The organism is Chryseobacterium sp. R2A-55, from assembly GCF_021401085.1.
Taxonomy (GTDB): Bacteria; Bacteroidota; Bacteroidia; order Flavobacteriales; family Weeksellaceae; genus Kaistella.
Genome location: NZ_JACBFP010000009.1, coordinates 117,546 through 134,363, shown reverse-complemented (window position 1 = coordinate 134,363; position 16,818 = coordinate 117,546). Strand labels below are relative to the sequence as shown.

The 16,818-nt window shown below is 41.2% G+C and carries 15 protein-coding genes; 5 read left to right on the top strand and 10 right to left on the bottom strand.

Going from position 1 to position 16,818, the window contains the following annotated elements; all coding sequences use genetic code 11:
* Position 1: 1 nt before the first annotated feature.
* Genes L0951_RS10830 through L0951_RS10815 form a run of 4 tightly spaced genes read right to left on the bottom strand, consistent with a single transcriptional unit; the run spans position 2 to position 6,419 of the window.
* The gene (locus tag L0951_RS10830) at positions 2–523 is read right to left on the bottom strand and encodes a DUF3341 domain-containing protein (RefSeq protein ID WP_234111279.1); all 522 of its coding nucleotides are present in this window, start codon (positions 521–523) and stop codon (positions 2–4) included.
* Positions 510–1,907: an NrfD/PsrC family molybdoenzyme membrane anchor subunit gene (nrfD, locus tag L0951_RS10825; protein WP_234111278.1), complete on the bottom strand. Its 1,398-nt coding sequence runs from the start codon at positions 1,905–1,907 to the stop codon at positions 510–512. Before nrfD ends, L0951_RS10830 begins: the two co-directional genes overlap by 14 nt.
* Before the next feature lie 18 nt (positions 1,908–1,925).
* On the bottom strand, positions 1,926–5,030 hold the full coding sequence (locus L0951_RS10820; protein WP_234111277.1) for a TAT-variant-translocated molybdopterin oxidoreductase: 3,105 nt from the start codon (positions 5,028–5,030) through the stop codon (positions 1,926–1,928).
* A gap of 21 nt (positions 5,031–5,051) precedes the next feature.
* A complete protein-coding gene (locus L0951_RS10815) occupies positions 5,052–6,419 on the bottom strand; it encodes a c-type cytochrome (RefSeq protein ID WP_234111276.1) in 1,368 nt (455 codons plus the stop codon).
* Positions 6,420–6,629: 210 nt separating this feature from the next.
* Between L0951_RS10815 and L0951_RS10810 the strand changes: the two genes are divergently transcribed.
* On the top strand, positions 6,630–7,160 hold the full coding sequence (locus tag L0951_RS10810; protein WP_234111275.1) for an SPOR domain-containing protein: 531 nt from the start codon (positions 6,630–6,632) through the stop codon (positions 7,158–7,160).
* 67 nt (positions 7,161–7,227) lie between these two features.
* On the opposite strand, the gene L0951_RS10805 is transcribed toward L0951_RS10810, so the two are convergent.
* Together L0951_RS10805 and L0951_RS10800 are read right to left on the bottom strand one after the other, a co-directional pair.
* Positions 7,228–7,917: a response regulator transcription factor gene (locus L0951_RS10805; RefSeq protein WP_234111274.1), complete on the bottom strand. Its 690-nt coding sequence runs from the start codon at positions 7,915–7,917 to the stop codon at positions 7,228–7,230.
* Between the two features lie 223 nt (positions 7,918–8,140).
* Positions 8,141–9,688, bottom strand: coding sequence for a sensor histidine kinase (locus L0951_RS10800; RefSeq protein ID WP_234111273.1), 1,548 nt, complete (start codon positions 9,686–9,688; stop codon positions 8,141–8,143).
* Positions 9,689–9,874: 186 nt separating this feature from the next.
* Between L0951_RS10800 and L0951_RS10795 the strand changes: the two genes are divergently transcribed.
* On the top strand, positions 9,875–10,363 hold the full coding sequence (locus L0951_RS10795) for an SRPBCC domain-containing protein (protein WP_234111272.1): 489 nt from the start codon (positions 9,875–9,877) through the stop codon (positions 10,361–10,363).
* A gap of 2 nt (positions 10,364–10,365) precedes the next feature.
* On the opposite strand, the gene L0951_RS10790 is transcribed toward L0951_RS10795, so the two are convergent.
* The 4 genes from L0951_RS10790 to L0951_RS10775 all read right to left on the bottom strand — a co-directional run bounded on the left by L0951_RS10790 (position 10,366) and on the right by L0951_RS10775 (position 14,439).
* A complete protein-coding gene (locus tag L0951_RS10790; protein ID WP_234111271.1) occupies positions 10,366–10,707 on the bottom strand; it encodes a hypothetical protein in 342 nt (113 codons plus the stop codon).
* Between the two features lie 72 nt (positions 10,708–10,779).
* On the bottom strand, positions 10,780–12,822 hold the full coding sequence (locus L0951_RS10785) for a S9 family peptidase (RefSeq protein WP_234111302.1): 2,043 nt from the start codon (positions 12,820–12,822) through the stop codon (positions 10,780–10,782).
* Between the two features lie 114 nt (positions 12,823–12,936).
* A complete protein-coding gene (locus L0951_RS10780; RefSeq protein ID WP_234111301.1) occupies positions 12,937–13,677 on the bottom strand; it encodes a uroporphyrinogen-III synthase in 741 nt (246 codons plus the stop codon).
* A gap of 12 nt (positions 13,678–13,689) precedes the next feature.
* The gene (locus L0951_RS10775) at positions 13,690–14,439 is read right to left on the bottom strand and encodes a DUF4271 domain-containing protein (RefSeq protein WP_234111270.1); all 750 of its coding nucleotides are present in this window, start codon (positions 14,437–14,439) and stop codon (positions 13,690–13,692) included.
* A 60-nt stretch (positions 14,440–14,499) separates the two neighbouring features.
* Between L0951_RS10775 and L0951_RS10770 the strand changes: the two genes are divergently transcribed.
* The 3 genes from L0951_RS10770 to tgt are packed head-to-tail and all read left to right on the top strand — an operon-like array spanning position 14,500 to position 16,719.
* Positions 14,500–15,216: a polyprenol monophosphomannose synthase gene (locus L0951_RS10770; protein ID WP_234111269.1), complete on the top strand. Its 717-nt coding sequence runs from the start codon at positions 14,500–14,502 to the stop codon at positions 15,214–15,216.
* A complete protein-coding gene (locus L0951_RS10765) occupies positions 15,213–15,581 on the top strand; it encodes a DUF4296 domain-containing protein (RefSeq protein ID WP_234111268.1) in 369 nt (122 codons plus the stop codon). The genes L0951_RS10770 and L0951_RS10765 overlap by 4 nt, the downstream gene beginning before the upstream one ends.
* Before the next feature lie 4 nt (positions 15,582–15,585).
* Entirely contained in the window at positions 15,586–16,719 is a 1,134-nt protein-coding gene (tgt, locus tag L0951_RS10760; RefSeq protein WP_234111267.1) for a tRNA guanosine(34) transglycosylase Tgt, read from the top strand.
* The last annotated feature ends 99 nt before the right edge of the window (positions 16,720–16,818 follow it).

The window sequence follows — 16,818 nt, the reverse complement described above, 5'->3', positions numbered from 1 at the left end:
ATTAAGCATCTTTTACAGTTATTTCTTCAACTCCCGTATCAACCAAAATCTGTTTGACCGCCTCTACATTGTCACTCTCAAACTCGATCATGAATTTGTCATCGGTAGTTCTTGGATCTGGATTCTGTGGCTTGCATCCCGGATACATTTTGTTTCTTGCCAAAAAAGTAAGCGACATCATGTGTGCTGCACAAAATACCATCAGTTCAAACATCGGTACCACGAAAGCGGGCATATTGTGCGCCCAGTCAAACGCTGGTTTTCCACCGATATTCATTGGCCAGTCATGATTCATGGTGTACCAGGTAACCAAAATTCCTATCGTCACTCCATATACTGCGTAAATAAAAGCAGCATCAGAGATTCTTGTTTTTCTTAAACCTAAAGCTTTGTCAAGACCGTGGACCGGAAACGGAGTATATACTTCCGCAATCTTGATTCCTTTGTCATTACAGGCATGAACGCCGTTCAGTAAGTCGTCGTCGTCGGCATAGATACCGTATATTTTCTTAGTGGTGCTCATCTTCTTCTTTTGCTTTATAAGTTTCACCTGAAATTTTCAAAATAGTCTTCAATTCCGCCTGTGCAATTACAGGGAAAGTTCTTGCGTAAAGAAGGAATAACACGGAGAAGAATCCGATTGTTCCCAGAAATACGCCCACATCGATAATGGTTGGTTTAAACATCGTCCATCCTGAAGGCATGTAATCTCTTGCAATGTTGATGACGATGATATCAAATCTTTCAAACCACATCCCGATATTGATGATCAATGCCACGATGAAAGTCCAGATAATGTTTGTTCTCAGTTTTTTGAACCAGAAAGACGCCGGAACCACCAAGTTACAGATAATCAACGACCAGAACGCCCACCAATAAGGACCAGTGGCTGCTCCCGGAGAAAGATAAGTAAAGTCTTCAAATCTTGACCCGGAATACCAGGCGATGAAATATTCTGTGGCATATGCTACCGTAACCATACCACCCGTTACAATGATCACGATGTTCATGATTTCAATGTGATACATGGTGATGTATTCTTCAAGGTGGCACACTTTTCTTGCAACCAACAAAAGAGTCTGTACCATAGCAAATCCTGAGAAAATCGCACCGGCAACGAAGTACGGCGGATAGATGGTGGAGTGCCATCCTTTGATTACCGAAGTAGCAAAGTCAAAGGATACCGTGGTGTGAACCGAGAATACAAGCGGAGTTGCCAAACCTGCCAACACGAGGGAAAGTTCCTCGAATCTTTGCCAATGTTTCGCTTTTCCACCCCATCCGAAAGACAGTAATGTGTAGATCCTTTTAGTCCAAGGTGTTTTTGCCCGGTCACGGATCATTGCAAAGTCCGGAATCAATCCCATAAACCAGAAAACGGTTGATACGGAGAAATAAGTGGAGATTGCAAATACGTCCCAGAGAAGTGGAGAGTTGAAGTTGGTCCAGAGAGAACCAAATTGGTTAGGTAAAGGAAAAACCCAATATCCTACCCAAACTCTACCCATGTGGATTACCGGGAAAATCGCTGCCTGCACCACCGCGAAGATCGTCATCGCTTCTGCAGAACGGTTCACCGACATTCTCCATCTTTGTCTAAATAACAATAGTACCGCGGAAATCAACGTTCCTGCGTGACCAATACCTACCCACCAAACGAAGTTGGTGATATCCCATCCCCAGTTGTTGGTTCTGTTGAGTCCCCATGCACCAATTCCGGTTCCGATGGTGTAAGCAATACAGCCGAATCCATAAACGAAAAGCGTTAAAGCGATCCAAAATGAAACCCACCACAATTTACCGGCTCTCTCTTCGATAGGTCTTGCGATATCTTCTGAAATATCATGATAAGTCTTATGACCAATAATTAAAGGTTCCCTTATCGGAGCTTCGTAATGTCCTGACATTTTTTACCTATTTATTATTTAAACGTTATTTTCTTTTCTGTTTCTCACTTTGGTGTGGTAGAAAACATTGGGTTTTGTACCTATTTCCTCAAGCAAAGTATATCTTCTGTTGCTTCCGAAAAGCGAACGCACTTTTGATGAATGATCATTCATATCACCAAACTGCATCGCTCCAGTAGCACAAGCGTTCACACAGGCTGTGGAGAATTCACCGTCTTTCACCACTCTTCCTTCTTTTTTGGCTTCCAGAATCACGTTCTGAGTCATTTGGATACACATGGAACATTTTTCCATTACCCCTCTTGTTCTTACCACTACATCCGGATTCAGCACCATTCTACCCAAATCATTGTTTTGGTTGTAGTCAAACTTATCATTGAGGTTATAGGTAAACCAGTTGAATCTTCTTACTTTGTACGGACAGTTGTTGGCACAATATCTTGTACCGATACATCTGTTGTAAGCCATCTGGTTTTGTCCTTGTTTTCCGTGTGAAGTTGCCGCAACCGGACAAACTGTTTCACAAGGTGCGTGATTACAGTGTTGACACATCACCGGCTGGAAAATCACATCCGGATTCGATGAAGGATGGTTCAGGATACCGCTGTCTTTATCCAGGAAATGTCCATACATTCCCGGAACATCCAGACCTGCATCCACAGCTTCTTCCTGAGAAAGTTTGCCGTCTCTGTTGGTGTCCATTCCTTCTGGAATATCGGTGGTATAGTACCTGTCGATTCTCAGCCAGAACATATCTCTGGACATTCTCACCTCGGCTTTACCTACAACCGGAACGTTATTTTCCGCCTGACAGGCGATTACACAAGCTCCACAACCAGTACAGGAGTTCAAGTCAATGGACAAATTAAAGTGTGGTCCGTCGGTATCGTCAAAAGCATCCCAAAGGTCAACTTTTCCTGCCGGCAATGCTCCTCCGATCGTGTGGTACTCCAAAGGTTTGTTCCAACCCAGTTTCTCGTCGTCAAATTTCACGTTAAGGAAAGTTTCCAGAGGAACTTCTCTCGCAATTTCATAACGACCCATCAATGTATTCTGAAGCTGCATTCCTGCAAATTCGTGCATGTCTCCGGTCTTCTCGATAGTAACTCCTGAAAGAACAGTGTTTGAACCATCAAATAATGGGAACGCGTTCACTCCAGTATCCGCAACTTTTCCGGAATTCTTTTTGCCATACCCTAAAGCAAGTCCAACAGATCCGTCGGCTTGTCCAGGTTGAACAAAAACAGGAACATCTTTAATGGTCACTCCATTTGCAGTAAGGTTTACTTTAGAACCGTCAAGCTGCATTCTTCCGTTCAGTGAATTCTTGATTCCGAGTTTTTTGGCATCATTTGGCGACATCGTCAAATAGTTATCCCAACTCATTCTGGAAATCGGATCCGGTAATTCCTGCAACCAAGGGTTGTTTGCCTGAGTTCCGTCACCCATTCCGGTTTTGGTGTACAATTGCAATTCCAGATCAGATGCTTTGAAAGCTCCCAATTCTGCGGCAGCTTGCGCTCCATTTCCACCGGTATATGAAAGCATTGCCGTATTTCCACCTTCCAGAACACCGTTATATAATGCCTTGTTGAAAGGAGTTCCACCGATTAAGGTTGCAGCATTTGCTTTTAAGTAGTCATAATAATTATTCGCCGGATTGTTTTTTCCATTCACCCAAACCAAAAGCGATTCTTCAATCTGTCTTGACTTGTAAATCTTTTGAATGGTTGGCTGCATCAAAGTGTAAACTCCGGTTTGAGGCGACATATCTCCCCAGGATTCCAACCAGTTTGCAACCGGGATCACTGCTTTCGCAGCTCTGTACATTTCGTTTTTCTTGTCAGCGATGGCGATCACACAGTTTACTTTGGCAATTGCCTTTTTGAAGTCTTCTGCTTTGTTGCTGGAGTACATTGGATTCACATTGTTCGCGATCAAAACGCCCACAGATCCGGAGTTCATCCAGCCTAAAAATTCCCGGTATTTAGCCCCATCGAATTCCTTCAATAGGTTTGCTTTTCCTGTGAAAGCGGTAGAACCCAATTTCTGGTTGATCAAGTGTGCCAATACGTAAGCTCCTTTGGAACCATCTGCAAAAACAACTGCATTGGATCCTTTTGCCTGAAGTTCTTTGACGATTTCTCCAGCTTCCTTACTCACAGAACCCCCGTTCAGACCATTATAAACCTCTACCAAGACTCTGTTTACAGCACTTGGCTTCAATTGGATTCTGGTATCGGCATTGGCGCCGGTCAATGACATATTGGATTCAATCTGAATGTGTCTCAACATATTCGCACCAGGAGTTCTGGCAGCTGCGTAAGAAGTTTCAAGCGAACCACCATTATAATCTCCCAGGAAATCTGCATTGAATGAAACCACCAGTTGGGTTTTAGACAAGTCGTAAACCGGCAAATGTCTTTGCCCAAAAACTTCCTGAGCTGCGTCTAATGCAGCGGTGTAAGGGAAAGCATCGTATGTTACCAGTTCCGCAGTGGGATATTTTGTTTTGAAATCTTCAAATAACTTTTTGAAGGTTGGAGAAGCGAAAGAGTGGGAAAGCAGAACGATCTTTTTGCCCATTGCTGCAGAATCAGACAATTCTTTCAGGATGAAATCATCCACTTTATCGAAAGTCTCATCTTTGCCATTCAGTTTTGGCTGCTTGATCTTGTCATTATCATAAAGAGAAAGCAACGAAGCCTGAGCTCTCGCATTGGTTTTGCCTAAAGTTTTCGCCATAGGATTCGGCTCAATCTTGATGGGTCTTCCCTCTCTGGTTTTCACCAATACGCTTGCAAAATCAAACCCGTCAAAATAGGTTGAAGCATAATAGTTAGGAACCCCCGGAATGATCTCGTGTGGTTTCACCACATACGGGATGGTTTTAATTACCGGCGCTTCACAGGCCGCCAAAGTAACTGCCGCGGTGGAAAATCCCAAAAGCTTTAGAAAATCCCTTCTCGAAGTTCCCGATTTCGCGGATTCGTTGGGTTTTAATTCTCCTGTTTTTTCGTCCACGGGAATTTCCTCGAGGAACTCTTTTTGAGCCAACCTTGTTGTCAAAGTTGGATCTTCCAGTTCGTGGATACTTCTGAATTTTATTTTATTTGAAGACATTGATACTTCTGATTTTCGTTATTAATAATGACATTTACCACATTCAAGACCTCCAATCGCATCTACTGTAATTTTTCCTTCGGACTGAGGATATTGTTTTTTCAGCTTTTCGTGTAGATTTTTGAAGTATTCTTTATTATAACCGTTGTTCATATCAACTTCTGTTGTTCTGTGACATTCGATGCACCAACCCATGGTGAAATCGTTTGCCATTTGCACCACGTTCATGGTATCCACCTGTCCGTGGCAAGCTTTACAAACCACATCGATTTTAGCATCCGGATTTTTCTTGTTGAAAGAGTTGATGATCGCCTGTTCTCCTGCAACAACGTGCTGTGAGTGATTGAAGTAAACAAAGTCCGGCATGTTGTGGATTCTCACCCATTCCACCGGTTGAGTTTTTCCGGTATATTGCTGTTTGCCGGCATCCCAACCTGTTGCAGCATAGATTTTCTGGATTTCCCCATCGTAGAAAGCTTTGTCTTTTCCTGGCTCGAAATATTTCCCCTGATATTCGGAGATATTTCTGTGACAGTTCATACAAACGTTCATGGAAGGGATTTCAGAGACCTTTCCGTATTTCGCGCTGGAGTGACACATTTGACAGTCAATTTTATTGATGCCTGCGTGAATTTTGTGGGAAAAATAAATGGGCTGTTCCGGTTTGTAGCCTTTGTACACCCCGATCCACATCAAACTGTTCCAAAGTCCATAGGCGGCAAAAATAGCAAGCAGAGCTAAGATTCCTTTTCCTATTGCGCTGTATTTCTTGTAAAGATCTGCAAAAGAAGTCGCTCTGGTGGCGTTCAATCCTGCCAGTTCTTCGGTTTGCTGTAGCTTTACCAATTGGCGAAGTCTTACCAACAACCAAATGAGCAATCCGCAGATCGCCAGAAGCGAGATCATGATGACTTTTCCATTCATGGATTCTCTCTTAGCCTGTTCCATGGCTGTGAACGAGTTCGCATCAGTTGCGGCGGCAGCGTCTGCTGCAGGTTCTGCTGGTTTTGGAGGATTGGTGGTGTATTCCAGAATATCGGTGATGTCCTGCTCCGAAAGATTCGGAAACGGGGTCATCTCCACTTTATTGAACTTTTCGAAGATTTCGTTCGCGTATTTGTCGCCCGATGCGCGAAGCGCCTTATTGTCTTTAATCCACTTGTGCAGCCAGTCTGTATCCAGATTCTGCTCGGTCTTTACTTTTTCAACTATTCCGCCGAGAGCAGGTCCCACAAGCTGTTTGTCTAATGCGTGACATGCGGTACAGTTTGCCTTAAAAAGCTTCTCCCCGTTTGCCGCATCTCCTTGAGCGTAAATAGAAGCACTGGTTGATAACAATAATCCAATCGCGACCAGACCTTTTTTGTAATGCTTTCTCCAACTAATCATTTATAAAATCTTGGGTTGTTAAAATGTCTTGAGTTTACTTTTCAATTTGGCAAAAATAAGACTTTTAACACATAATTAACAGCAGATACGGGAGCATTTCGAATTTTCACATAATTTGTAACTATTCTAAATAACACCTCCTATTCGTCCTAAATGACAACAGTTGGCATAATTTTTATTTCACTAAATTTGCCCCAAAATAAAATTTTGATGAGAAGTTTCACAAAAGTTATTGCCATACTATCGCTGTTTTCTTTAAATCTGATTGAAGCCCAACAAGTTGTAAAAAAAGACACCATTTCCGGGACACCATTGACCATTTCAATGGATAAAAGAATAGAAGATATGTTGGTCAGCCAAGAGCAGAAATGCCTCACTTCAAATACTAAAAACGTCTCCTCTTCAGATGATGAGAGCCACAACATCCCTAAAATTGTGGTTCCGGAAAGAGAACTTTCGCAAGCTGAGATTTGCAGGAAAAATCCAAGAATCATGGGTTACAAAATCCAGTTGGCAGTGGTGAAAAGCAATGAGGAGGCCAGAGAAGTGGGAATGTATTTCAGAAGACGGTTCCCCAATATGAAAGTGGAAATAGATGCGTCACTGAGACCCAATTACAAAGTGATGGCAGGAAGCTACCTCAGCAAACAAAGTGCCGCCTCTGATTTGGCAAGCATCAAAAAATATTTCGAGAATGCCGTGGCAATCCAGTACCGCGTTTTCTGCGTGGAAGCAAAATAATCCTCTTCCCTGATGACAAAAAAAGTTCGGAAATTTTCCGAACTTTTTTGATGAAACTGCTCCCGGTTTACGAATTTTTAACCAAAAGTCTAAATCCTTCGCCGTGCACGTTGATGATTTCTATTCCGTCGTCTTCTTTCAGAAGTTTTCTGAGTTTGGCAATGTACACATCCATACTTCTGGCTGTGAAATAGTTTTCCTTTTTCCAGATTTTCCTCAGAGCCAGATCTCTCGGCATAAAGTCGTTTCTGTGCAGACAAAGCAATTTCAACAGCTCATTCTCTTTGGGTGAAAGTTTATATTCATTATCATTCACCCGAAGTTGTCTCAGCATGGAGTCGAAGAAAATATTGCTGATCTTGAACTGTTCCTGTTCATCGTCTTCCACAACGGCGCTTCTTTGCAGGATTGCCTTGATTTTGTAAAGCAGTAACTCGGTGTCAAACGGTTTGGTGATGTAGTCGTCTGCTCCCAGTTGGTAGCCTTTCAAAATATCCTCGCGCATATTTCTTGCGGTGAGGAAGATGATCGGCGTATTCTTGTCGATTCTTTTCACTTCTTCCGCTAGTGTGAATCCGTCCTTTTTAGGCATCATCACATCGAAAATACAGATGTCGAACTCATTTTCTGTAAATTCTTTCAATCCCTGTTCGCCGTCTGTAGCGAGTGTCACCTCAAAATTATTGATGGTCAGGTAATCTTTCAATACCGCACCAAAACTTTGGTCGTCTTCTACTAATAAGATTCTGTTGCTCATAGCTTCTTTATTTAATAAGTAAGAATTAATTATTCTTGCTTGGCGTTAATATTATGCTTTAATGTTTTCTTTTGATGGCTCAAAATTCGAGAGATTCACAATTCTCACTGCAAACTCAAAGGACTTTTCCCGAATGGGACTTTCTTTGTAATGCTCATTTGTTTTCATGATCAATAATTTTTAAGGGGTTAACAATGATTCATTTTTTACTATTATTTACTGTTTAGCTCATCGGCAGTTTTACCGTGAATGTACTTCCCTTTCCTTTCGCCGATTCCACCACAATTTGTCCTTTGTGCAGCTCAATGATTTTCTTCACATAAGACAAACCGAGTCCCTGTCCTTTTACATTATGAATATTTCCCGTTTCCTCGCGGAAGAATTTTTCAAAGATCTTACCGGTATTCTGCATATCCATTCCCATTCCCTGATCTGAAATTTCAATCACGTACCAATTTCCTTCGTTCCGGGTTCTCACAGTGATTGCAGGGTTTTCCGGCGAATATTTGTTTGCATTATCCAGCAGATTTACCAATGCGTTGGAAATATGGAACTCATCAATCTTGAAAACATATTTCTCGGTATTGAACTCCTGCGTCAAGGTACCGTTTCTCTGCGCCACAATCAACCCGAAAGACTCCGTGATTTTTTTAATCAATGCTCGAACGTCTGTTTCTTTGAGGAAAAGTTGAACTTCATTTCTCTCGAGTTTGGACATATTCAGCACATTCTCCACCTGCTTTTTCATTCTCAGATTCTCCTGTTTGATGAGCTGAGAATAGTATTTCACTTTCTCGGGATTCGTCGCTATTTTATCGTTATTCAAGGAGTCGGTCGCCACAGAAATAGTTGCCAGCGGAGTTTTGAACTCATGCGACATGTTGTTGATAAAGTCGGTTTTAATATCCGAGATTTTTTTCTGCCGCATCATGTAGTTGATGGATATAATATAAATCCCCAAAATGGTGAGCAGGGACATAAACGTTCCGAGCAGCATGGGCAGATTATTTTTGGCCAAAGAATAATCTTTTCGCGGAAAAACCAAAGCCAGCGTATAAAGTGTCACATCTTTGCTGTCCGTGAAAAGGGGGTAGGTGTAATTGTTTTTGTCTTTTTCGTCGTTGTAAATTTTGTTGGCCACTTTGGTGATCTTGTTCTGCTTATCAATGACCGCAAAACCAAACCTGGTATCCAAACCGCTTAATTTCAATTCTTTGGAAACCACCGAGTCAATCGTTTTTTCGTCCACCCTCTTTTCAATCGGCAGATTAGATGCACTCAGCTTCGCAAATTCCCGCAATGCATAAGTATTATTGCTGATGTCTTTGCTGAGCTGAGCAGTCAAGGGTTCGGAAGTACTTTCCTTCTTAATTTTCAGGATACCTTCATCGGTATAGAGTTTGGTGAGTTTCAAACTGTCCCCTTTTTGCGAAATCGGAATATTCTGATTTTCCACAATACTTTTCTGGAAGGTAATCGTTTGACGATTTGCAGAGTCGGAATTTTGCTGGATATAGGTCTGCGTCGGTTGTGTATTATTTCCGCCAATAACATTCTTTCCGAAATTTTTGTACTCCTGGTTCAGATACTTATCTACTTCCAATTGAGAAATCTTCATCGCTGAAGATTCCATTGCAGAATATACCTTATTGGAAAAATCCTGATTCAGCGCGGAATACAGCTCCTTGATCCAGTAAAGTTGCAAAGTGACGAAAACGATCATGGAAATCGTCATCAACACAGAAATAAAAGGAATGAATTTATTATTCAACTGACTTTAAATTTGATTTGTTAAAATTATTCATTTTAAGAATAACAAAACAAAAATTGTGCTAAAATATTGTTTAAAATGTCTTAAATCATATTTTTTTAACAATTTCTCTTGAATTCAGTGTGTATTTGTTTTTAAATCAGTGATTTAAAAAATAAAAATCTAAATTTGTTAAAAATTAAGAATATGAATTCCCCGATCACCTTTTCCAAAGACGAAGAGCAACTTTCACTATACATCATGAAAATTTATCCCACAGATGTTTCAGAAATTTGGAATAACTACACCCAACCGGAACTGATCGACCGGTGGTGGGCGCCGAAACCCTGGAAATGTAAGACCGAACACATGGATTTCAGGGAAGGAGGAACATGGAATTATGCCATGGTGAGTCCGGAAAATGAGAAACATTTCGCGGGTATGGTCTATCAGGAAATCAAAAACCACAGAAGCATCGCCGTTTCCGATTTTTTCACCGACGAAAACGGGAAAGTAAATACTGAACTTCCCACCTTGAACTGGCTCATTGGATTCACCGGAATCGAACAGGGCACGAAATTGACCTTTAATATCTATTTCAATTCTTTGCAAGACCTCAACAAAATTCTGGAAATGGGATTCAGAGAGGGTTTTGAAACACAGCTGAACCAGTTGGAAGAGCTAGTTACTCCATAGAATTAGAATAGGTCCTCATCCATAAAATACTGGATCACCGCCTTCTTCATCAGAATCTGCTGTTCATTCGGTTTCAGTTCCGGCAATGCTTCCAACACTTCAAAATGCGGATATCCATCATCGTCATAATGGGAAAATTTATAGTACCCGAAAGGCTCAAGCAACCTGCAAACCGCTATGTGCAGGATATTTAGCTTGTCGTCTTTGGTATATTTCTGTTTTCCGCTTCCCAATTCCTGAACACCGATTAGGAATAAAATAGTGTCCATTTGCGGATGTTTGTCGGTATCGAAATTTTCAGAGAAAAACTCTTCAACCTTGCTCCATAATTCTGCTTCTTTCATATTATTTAAGACCACGAAAGCACGAATTCATCAACCTTAAAGAAAGTTATTCGTGCATTGGCGGCTATTTATTTAAGTTAATTTTTCCACTTTCATCAAAAACGCATATTCCAAAGCATCCTCTTTCAAACTCTCAAATCTTCCACTTGCGCCGCCGTGTCCGGAACTCATGTCGGTTTTGAAAAGCAGCAGGTGGGAATCTGTTTTCAGTTCCCGAAGTTTTGCTGTCCATTTGGCGGGTTCCCAGTACTGAACCTGTGAATCATGCAATCCAGTGGTGATCAGGATATGCGGGTAATTCTTCGCTTCCACGTTGTCATATGGCGAATAGGATTTCATGTAATCGTAATAGTTTTTCTTTTTCGGATTTCCCCACTCGTCGAATTCTCCCGTGGTTAAAGGGATCTCTTCATCGAGCATCGTCGTTACCACGTCCACAAAAGGAACTTGCGCCACAATTCCGTTGAACAGTTCCGGTTCGTAATTAACCACCGCTCCCATCAGCAATCCACCGGCAGAACCTCCCATTGCGTAAAGATGCTTTGGCGAAGTGTAGTTTTCTTCCACCAAAAACTTCGCAGCATCAATGAAATCAAAAAAAGTATTTTTCTTATGGAGCAATTTCCCGTCTTCATACCATTCCCTTCCGAGATATTCTCCGCCGCGGATATGTGCAATCGCATAAATAAAACCTCGGTCCAAAATCGACAGCCGCACATTGGAAAAACTCGCATCCACAGTATGTCCGTAACTTCCATAACCATAAAGCAGCAGCGGGGTTTCAGCAGATTTTTTGGTGTCCTTGTGATAAACCAAAGAAATCGGAACTTTCTTTCCATCTCTGGCTTTTGCCCAAATTCTTTCGGAGATATAATTTTCAGCCAGGAATTTTCCGCCCAAAACTTCCTGCTGTTTCAGCAGTTTAGTGGTTCTTTGCTTCATATCATATTCAAAGGTGGAACTGGGTTGGGTCAAAGAGGTGTATCCATACCGCAATTTTTCGGTATCGAATTCCAGATTCAGACCGATATATGCCGTGTAAGTGGGGTCTGAAAACAGAAGGTAATGCGAAGTATTGTTTTGACTGTCAATTATTTTAATTTGAAGAAGACCCTCTTTTCTTTCCTCCAGAACCAAATAATTTTTAAATATCTCAAAACCTTCGAGCAATACCTCCTTCTGGTGCGGAATCACATCTTTCCAGTTTTCGATTCCGGGATTTGACAATTTCGTTTTTACGATCTTAAAATTGGTCGCTTTGTCCGCATTGGTAATTATATAGAACTCGTCTCCAAAATGCTCCACAGAATATTCCAGATCCTTTGTGCGCGGCTGCACGATTTTCCACTCCGCCAAAACCTGATCTGCAGGAATAAACCGCTGTTCGTCAGAAACCGTGCTGGAACTCGAAATAAAGATATATTCCAGTGATTTTGATTTAAAAACATTCACGTCGAAAGTGTCGTCTTTTTCATGAAAAACCAGGACATCCTGCGAAGAATCCGTCCCCAATTCATGCATATACACCTGAAACGCACGAAGATTTTTGTCTTTTCTGATGTAGAAAATATGCCGGTTGTCATTTGCCCACACTGCTTTTCCAGTAGTGTTGGCAATCTGATCCTGAAGAATTTCTCCCGTTTCCAGATTTTTAAACTGAATGGTGTAAATCCTTCTTCCCATATTATCGCTGGAAAAAGTCATCAGCTTGTTGTCCATAGAAACCGCTACACTCCCCACTTCGAAAAACTTTTGTCCTTCAGCCAAAATATTGACATCCAGTAAAATTTCCTCTTCATTTTCTAAGGTTTCGAACTTTCTGCTGAAAACAGGATATTCCTTCCCTGTTTCAAACCGCACGATATACCAATATTTATTGAAAAAATATGGCAAAGATTGGTCATCTTCTTTGTATCTGGATTTCATTTCTTCAAAAAGTTCCTGCTGAAATTTTTCGGTGTCCTTCATCATGAAATCGCAATATGCATTTTCTTCCTCCAGGTACTGGGTCACCGCCGGATTTTCCCTTTCATTCATCCAGAAATAGTTGTCGATGCGCCGGTCACCGTGGATTTCAAGGATTTTTTCTATTTTTTTTGCTTTTGGAGGCTTCATGTGATAATCAGATTCTTCTTTTGAGATAAAATCGGGTAAAGTTAACATTTAATTAAAATAAAAAACCGTTCTTCAAAATGAAAAAACGGTTTTCAGTATATTTTTGCAGAGAAACTATTTGTTCATACTTCTGACATATTTCTCTATCGCCATCGTCATGGAGGGAGTTTCTTTGGTTGGAGCCATCACATCCACCCTTAAACCTGCATCTTTTGCAGCTTGTTCGGTTGTTGCTCCGAAAACCGCAATTTTGGTATCATTTTGCTTAAAATCCCTGAAGTTTTCACCCAGCGAACGGATTCCCTGAGGCGAAAAGAAAACCAGCATATCATAATCCGACACTTGGGTATCGCTCAAGTCGCTGCTCACAGTTCTGTACATGGTGGCTTTGGTCCATTCTATCGGAGAAGCTTCCAACACTTTCACGATGTCTGCACTTAATGTATCCGATGCGGGAATGATATATTTTTCATTGGGGAATTTCTTGAAAAGCGGCATCAAATCGGCAAAAGTCTTTTCGCCAAATGCGATTTTTCTCTTCCTGTAGATGATGTGTTTCTGCAAATAATTGGCAATCGCTTCCGATTGGCAAAGGTATCTCATGGAATCGGGAACTGCGAAACGCATCTCCTCCGCTAAACGGAAATAGTGATCTACCGCATTTTTGCTGGTCAGAATCACCCCCGTAAATTGGGAAAGATCAATTTTTTGGGTACGAAGTTCTTTGGCGTCCACTCCTTCCACATGAATAAAAGGCTTGAAATCAATCTTGATTTTTTTCTTTTTGGCCATTTCCAGATAGGGCGACGTTTCACTTGGAGCAGGTTGAGAAACCAGAATAGATTTAATTTTCATCATCAAACTCAATTAAAAGAATAAGATTTTCCACAACACCAATACAGGTGTGATTTGGAGGGTGCAAATATACAAAATTTTATAATACCACTTTTGAGGCAATATGTTGTCTCTATGAAAGAAATAGAATATCAGCTTAAAGCCGAACAGCACCAGAAAACCGGCTACAAGGAAATTGAAAGACACCAAACTTTCGATGCTGTAAAAATATTTGACCACACATGCCACCATCAAAACAAGCGAAAAAACAAAGTAAATCTTCGATGCAGCGAAGTAGAAAACCTTCCATTTCTTACTATTACCGGTCCCTGCATAATAAAGGTAACTGCATATATTTTTGATAAAATAAATTCCTGATACTGCCAAAAAGGTGAATCCAAATTTATTCAGCTCATAACCCATTATTTGAACTTCCGAAATCTTGCGCGGAACTATCGGAATAAACTGCGAAACCAATGTTGAAAAGAGCAACACAAAAACCAAACTGATGATCAACCAACTTGGGAAATTGTTGGAGGAATCGGGAAATTTCTGCAGCAAAAAATCTCTCACAGACGATTCACGCTGCAAGGAAAGGAGCATGAAAATATACAGAAAAATAGAGCCGACCAAAATGAAAACCACCCAGTCGTTTTGCTGTGCAATCCGGACCAATTTGTATTTTCTTGCAAAAATAAGATTAATTTGGCGAATGGCAATTCCCTCCCTGCAGTGATCCGGATGGCTTTTGGGAATTGACGAGTAACTTTTAGCGTTTGGCATTAAGTTTTCAGCAATTATCCCAAAGCCAAAAAACATTATCTTTGCAACTTAATTTCACACGTGAAGAAACTCGTCATCATTCCAACCTACAACGAAAAGGAAAATATTGAAAATATTATTTCCGAAGTGGTGGCGTTGAAAGAGGATTTCCATATTTTAATAGTGGATGATTCCTCACCGGATGGAACCGCCGAAATCGTGAAAAAACTTCAGCAACGCTATCCTAATGAACTTTTCTTAACCGTGAGAAAGACAAAAGACGGTTTGGGAAAAGCTTATATCCACGGTTTTAAATGGGCTTTAGAAAAAGGCTACGACTATATTTTCGAGATGGATGCAGATTTCTCCCACAACCCAAAAGACCTGAACCGACTTTTCAATGCCTGCAGAAATGCCGACATGAGCATCGGCTCCCGATATTCCAAAGGCGTGAATGTGGTGAATTGGCCAATGGGAAGGGTTTTGCTTTCCTACTGCGCATCGATTTACACCAGAACCATCCTGGGATTTCCGATTCAGGATACCACGGCCGGATTCGTATGTTTTTCCAGAAAAGTTCTGGAGGAAATCGGTTTGGATAAAATCAAGCTGAAAGGTTATGGCTTCCAGATTGAGATGAAATACCGGGCCTTCAAAAAAGGCTTCAAAATTGTGGAAGTCCCGATTATTTTCACCAACCGAGAACTGGGCGAAAGCAAAATGAACGGGGGAATCATTCACGAAGCAGTTTTCGGAGTTTTAAGGCTAAAATGGAAATCGCTGATCGGCAAATTATGAAGAAGCTTCTTTTTGTTTTCATTTCTTTTTTGATGATGAGTTGTTCGCATTTGATTGACGAGCCGAAAAACCTGATTCCAAAAGAACAGATGTCCGAAATCATTGCTGAGTTTGCCCTGAATGACCAGCTGAGAATTATAGACCCGGAAGCCAACCCGGAAAATGCAACCCGCTATACTTTGAAAAAATATAAGATCACGGGAAACCAATTCACCGAAAGCTATAAGTTCTATATCGCGACCGGGAAACTAGAAAAAATTTTGGATCATGCACAGAAAATAATCCTTGAAAAACATCCGGAAGCAAAATCCTACATCGACAAAAAAATCAAAGAAAACCCAAACGTACCCGCATTTGCCAGATAATAATATGTCTCCATTTTTCGAAATCAAGAAAACATCTGCCGGAAAAGCCAGAGCAGGAATCATATCTACCGACCACGGAACCATTCAAACACCGATTTTCATGCCGGTGGGAACAGTGGCCTCCGTGAAAACCGTCCACCAGCACGAACTGAAAGAAGATATCAAAGCCCAGATTATTTTAGGGAATACCTATCACCTGTATCTTCGTCCGAAAATGGAGATTATGCAGCAAGCGGGCGGGCTTCACCGATTCATGAACTGGGATTTGCCTATTCTCACCGATTCCGGAGGTTATCAGGTTTTTTCGCTTTCTGCAAGCCGAAAAATGAGCGAGGAAGGCGTGAAATTCAAATCTCACATTGACGGAAGTTACCATTTTATTTCACCCGAAAAATCAATGGAAATCCAGCGTCAAATCGGTGGCGATATTTTCATGGCCTTTGATGAATGTACTCCTTATCCCTGCGAATACAATCTGGCGAAAACCTCCATGGAAATGACTCACCGTTGGTTAAAGAGATGCATCGACTGGACCAATGAGCATCCGGAAATCTATGGACACAAACAGCGACTCTTCCCAATTGTTCAAGGTTCCACCTACTCTGATTTGAGGAAAATATCGGCGGAATTTATTTCCGAACAAAATGCCGAAGGAAACGCAATCGGCGGACTTTCTGTGGGTGAACCTGAAGAAGAAATGTACCGCATCACTGACGAAGTGACCGATATTTTACCTAAAGAAAAACCCAGATATCTGATGGGAGTTGGAACTCCATGGAATATATTGGAATCCATCGGCTTGGGAATCGATATGATGGATTGCGTGATGCCGACAAGAAACGCCAGAAATGCGATGCTTTTCACCTGGAACGGCGTGATGAACATGAAAAATGAAAAATGGAAGAACGATTTTTCACCTTTGGATGAATTCGGGATGAGCTATGTGGACCGCGAATATTCCAAAGCATATGTTCGGCATTTGTTCGTCTCCAAGGAATATCTGGCAAAACAGATCGCATCCATCCACAACCTGGCTTTTTATTTGGATTTGGTGAAAGTCGCCAGAGAACATATTTTTGCAGGGGATTTCTATGAATGGAAAGATTCCGTGGTTCCGGTTTTAAAACAAAGATTGTAAAAAAGGGGAAGAAGATTGCTTCACCAAAAGAGATCAGTTAATTACTGAGCATACAGATTGGGCATTTCCTACCCATTATTAATTATTCATTGTTAATTA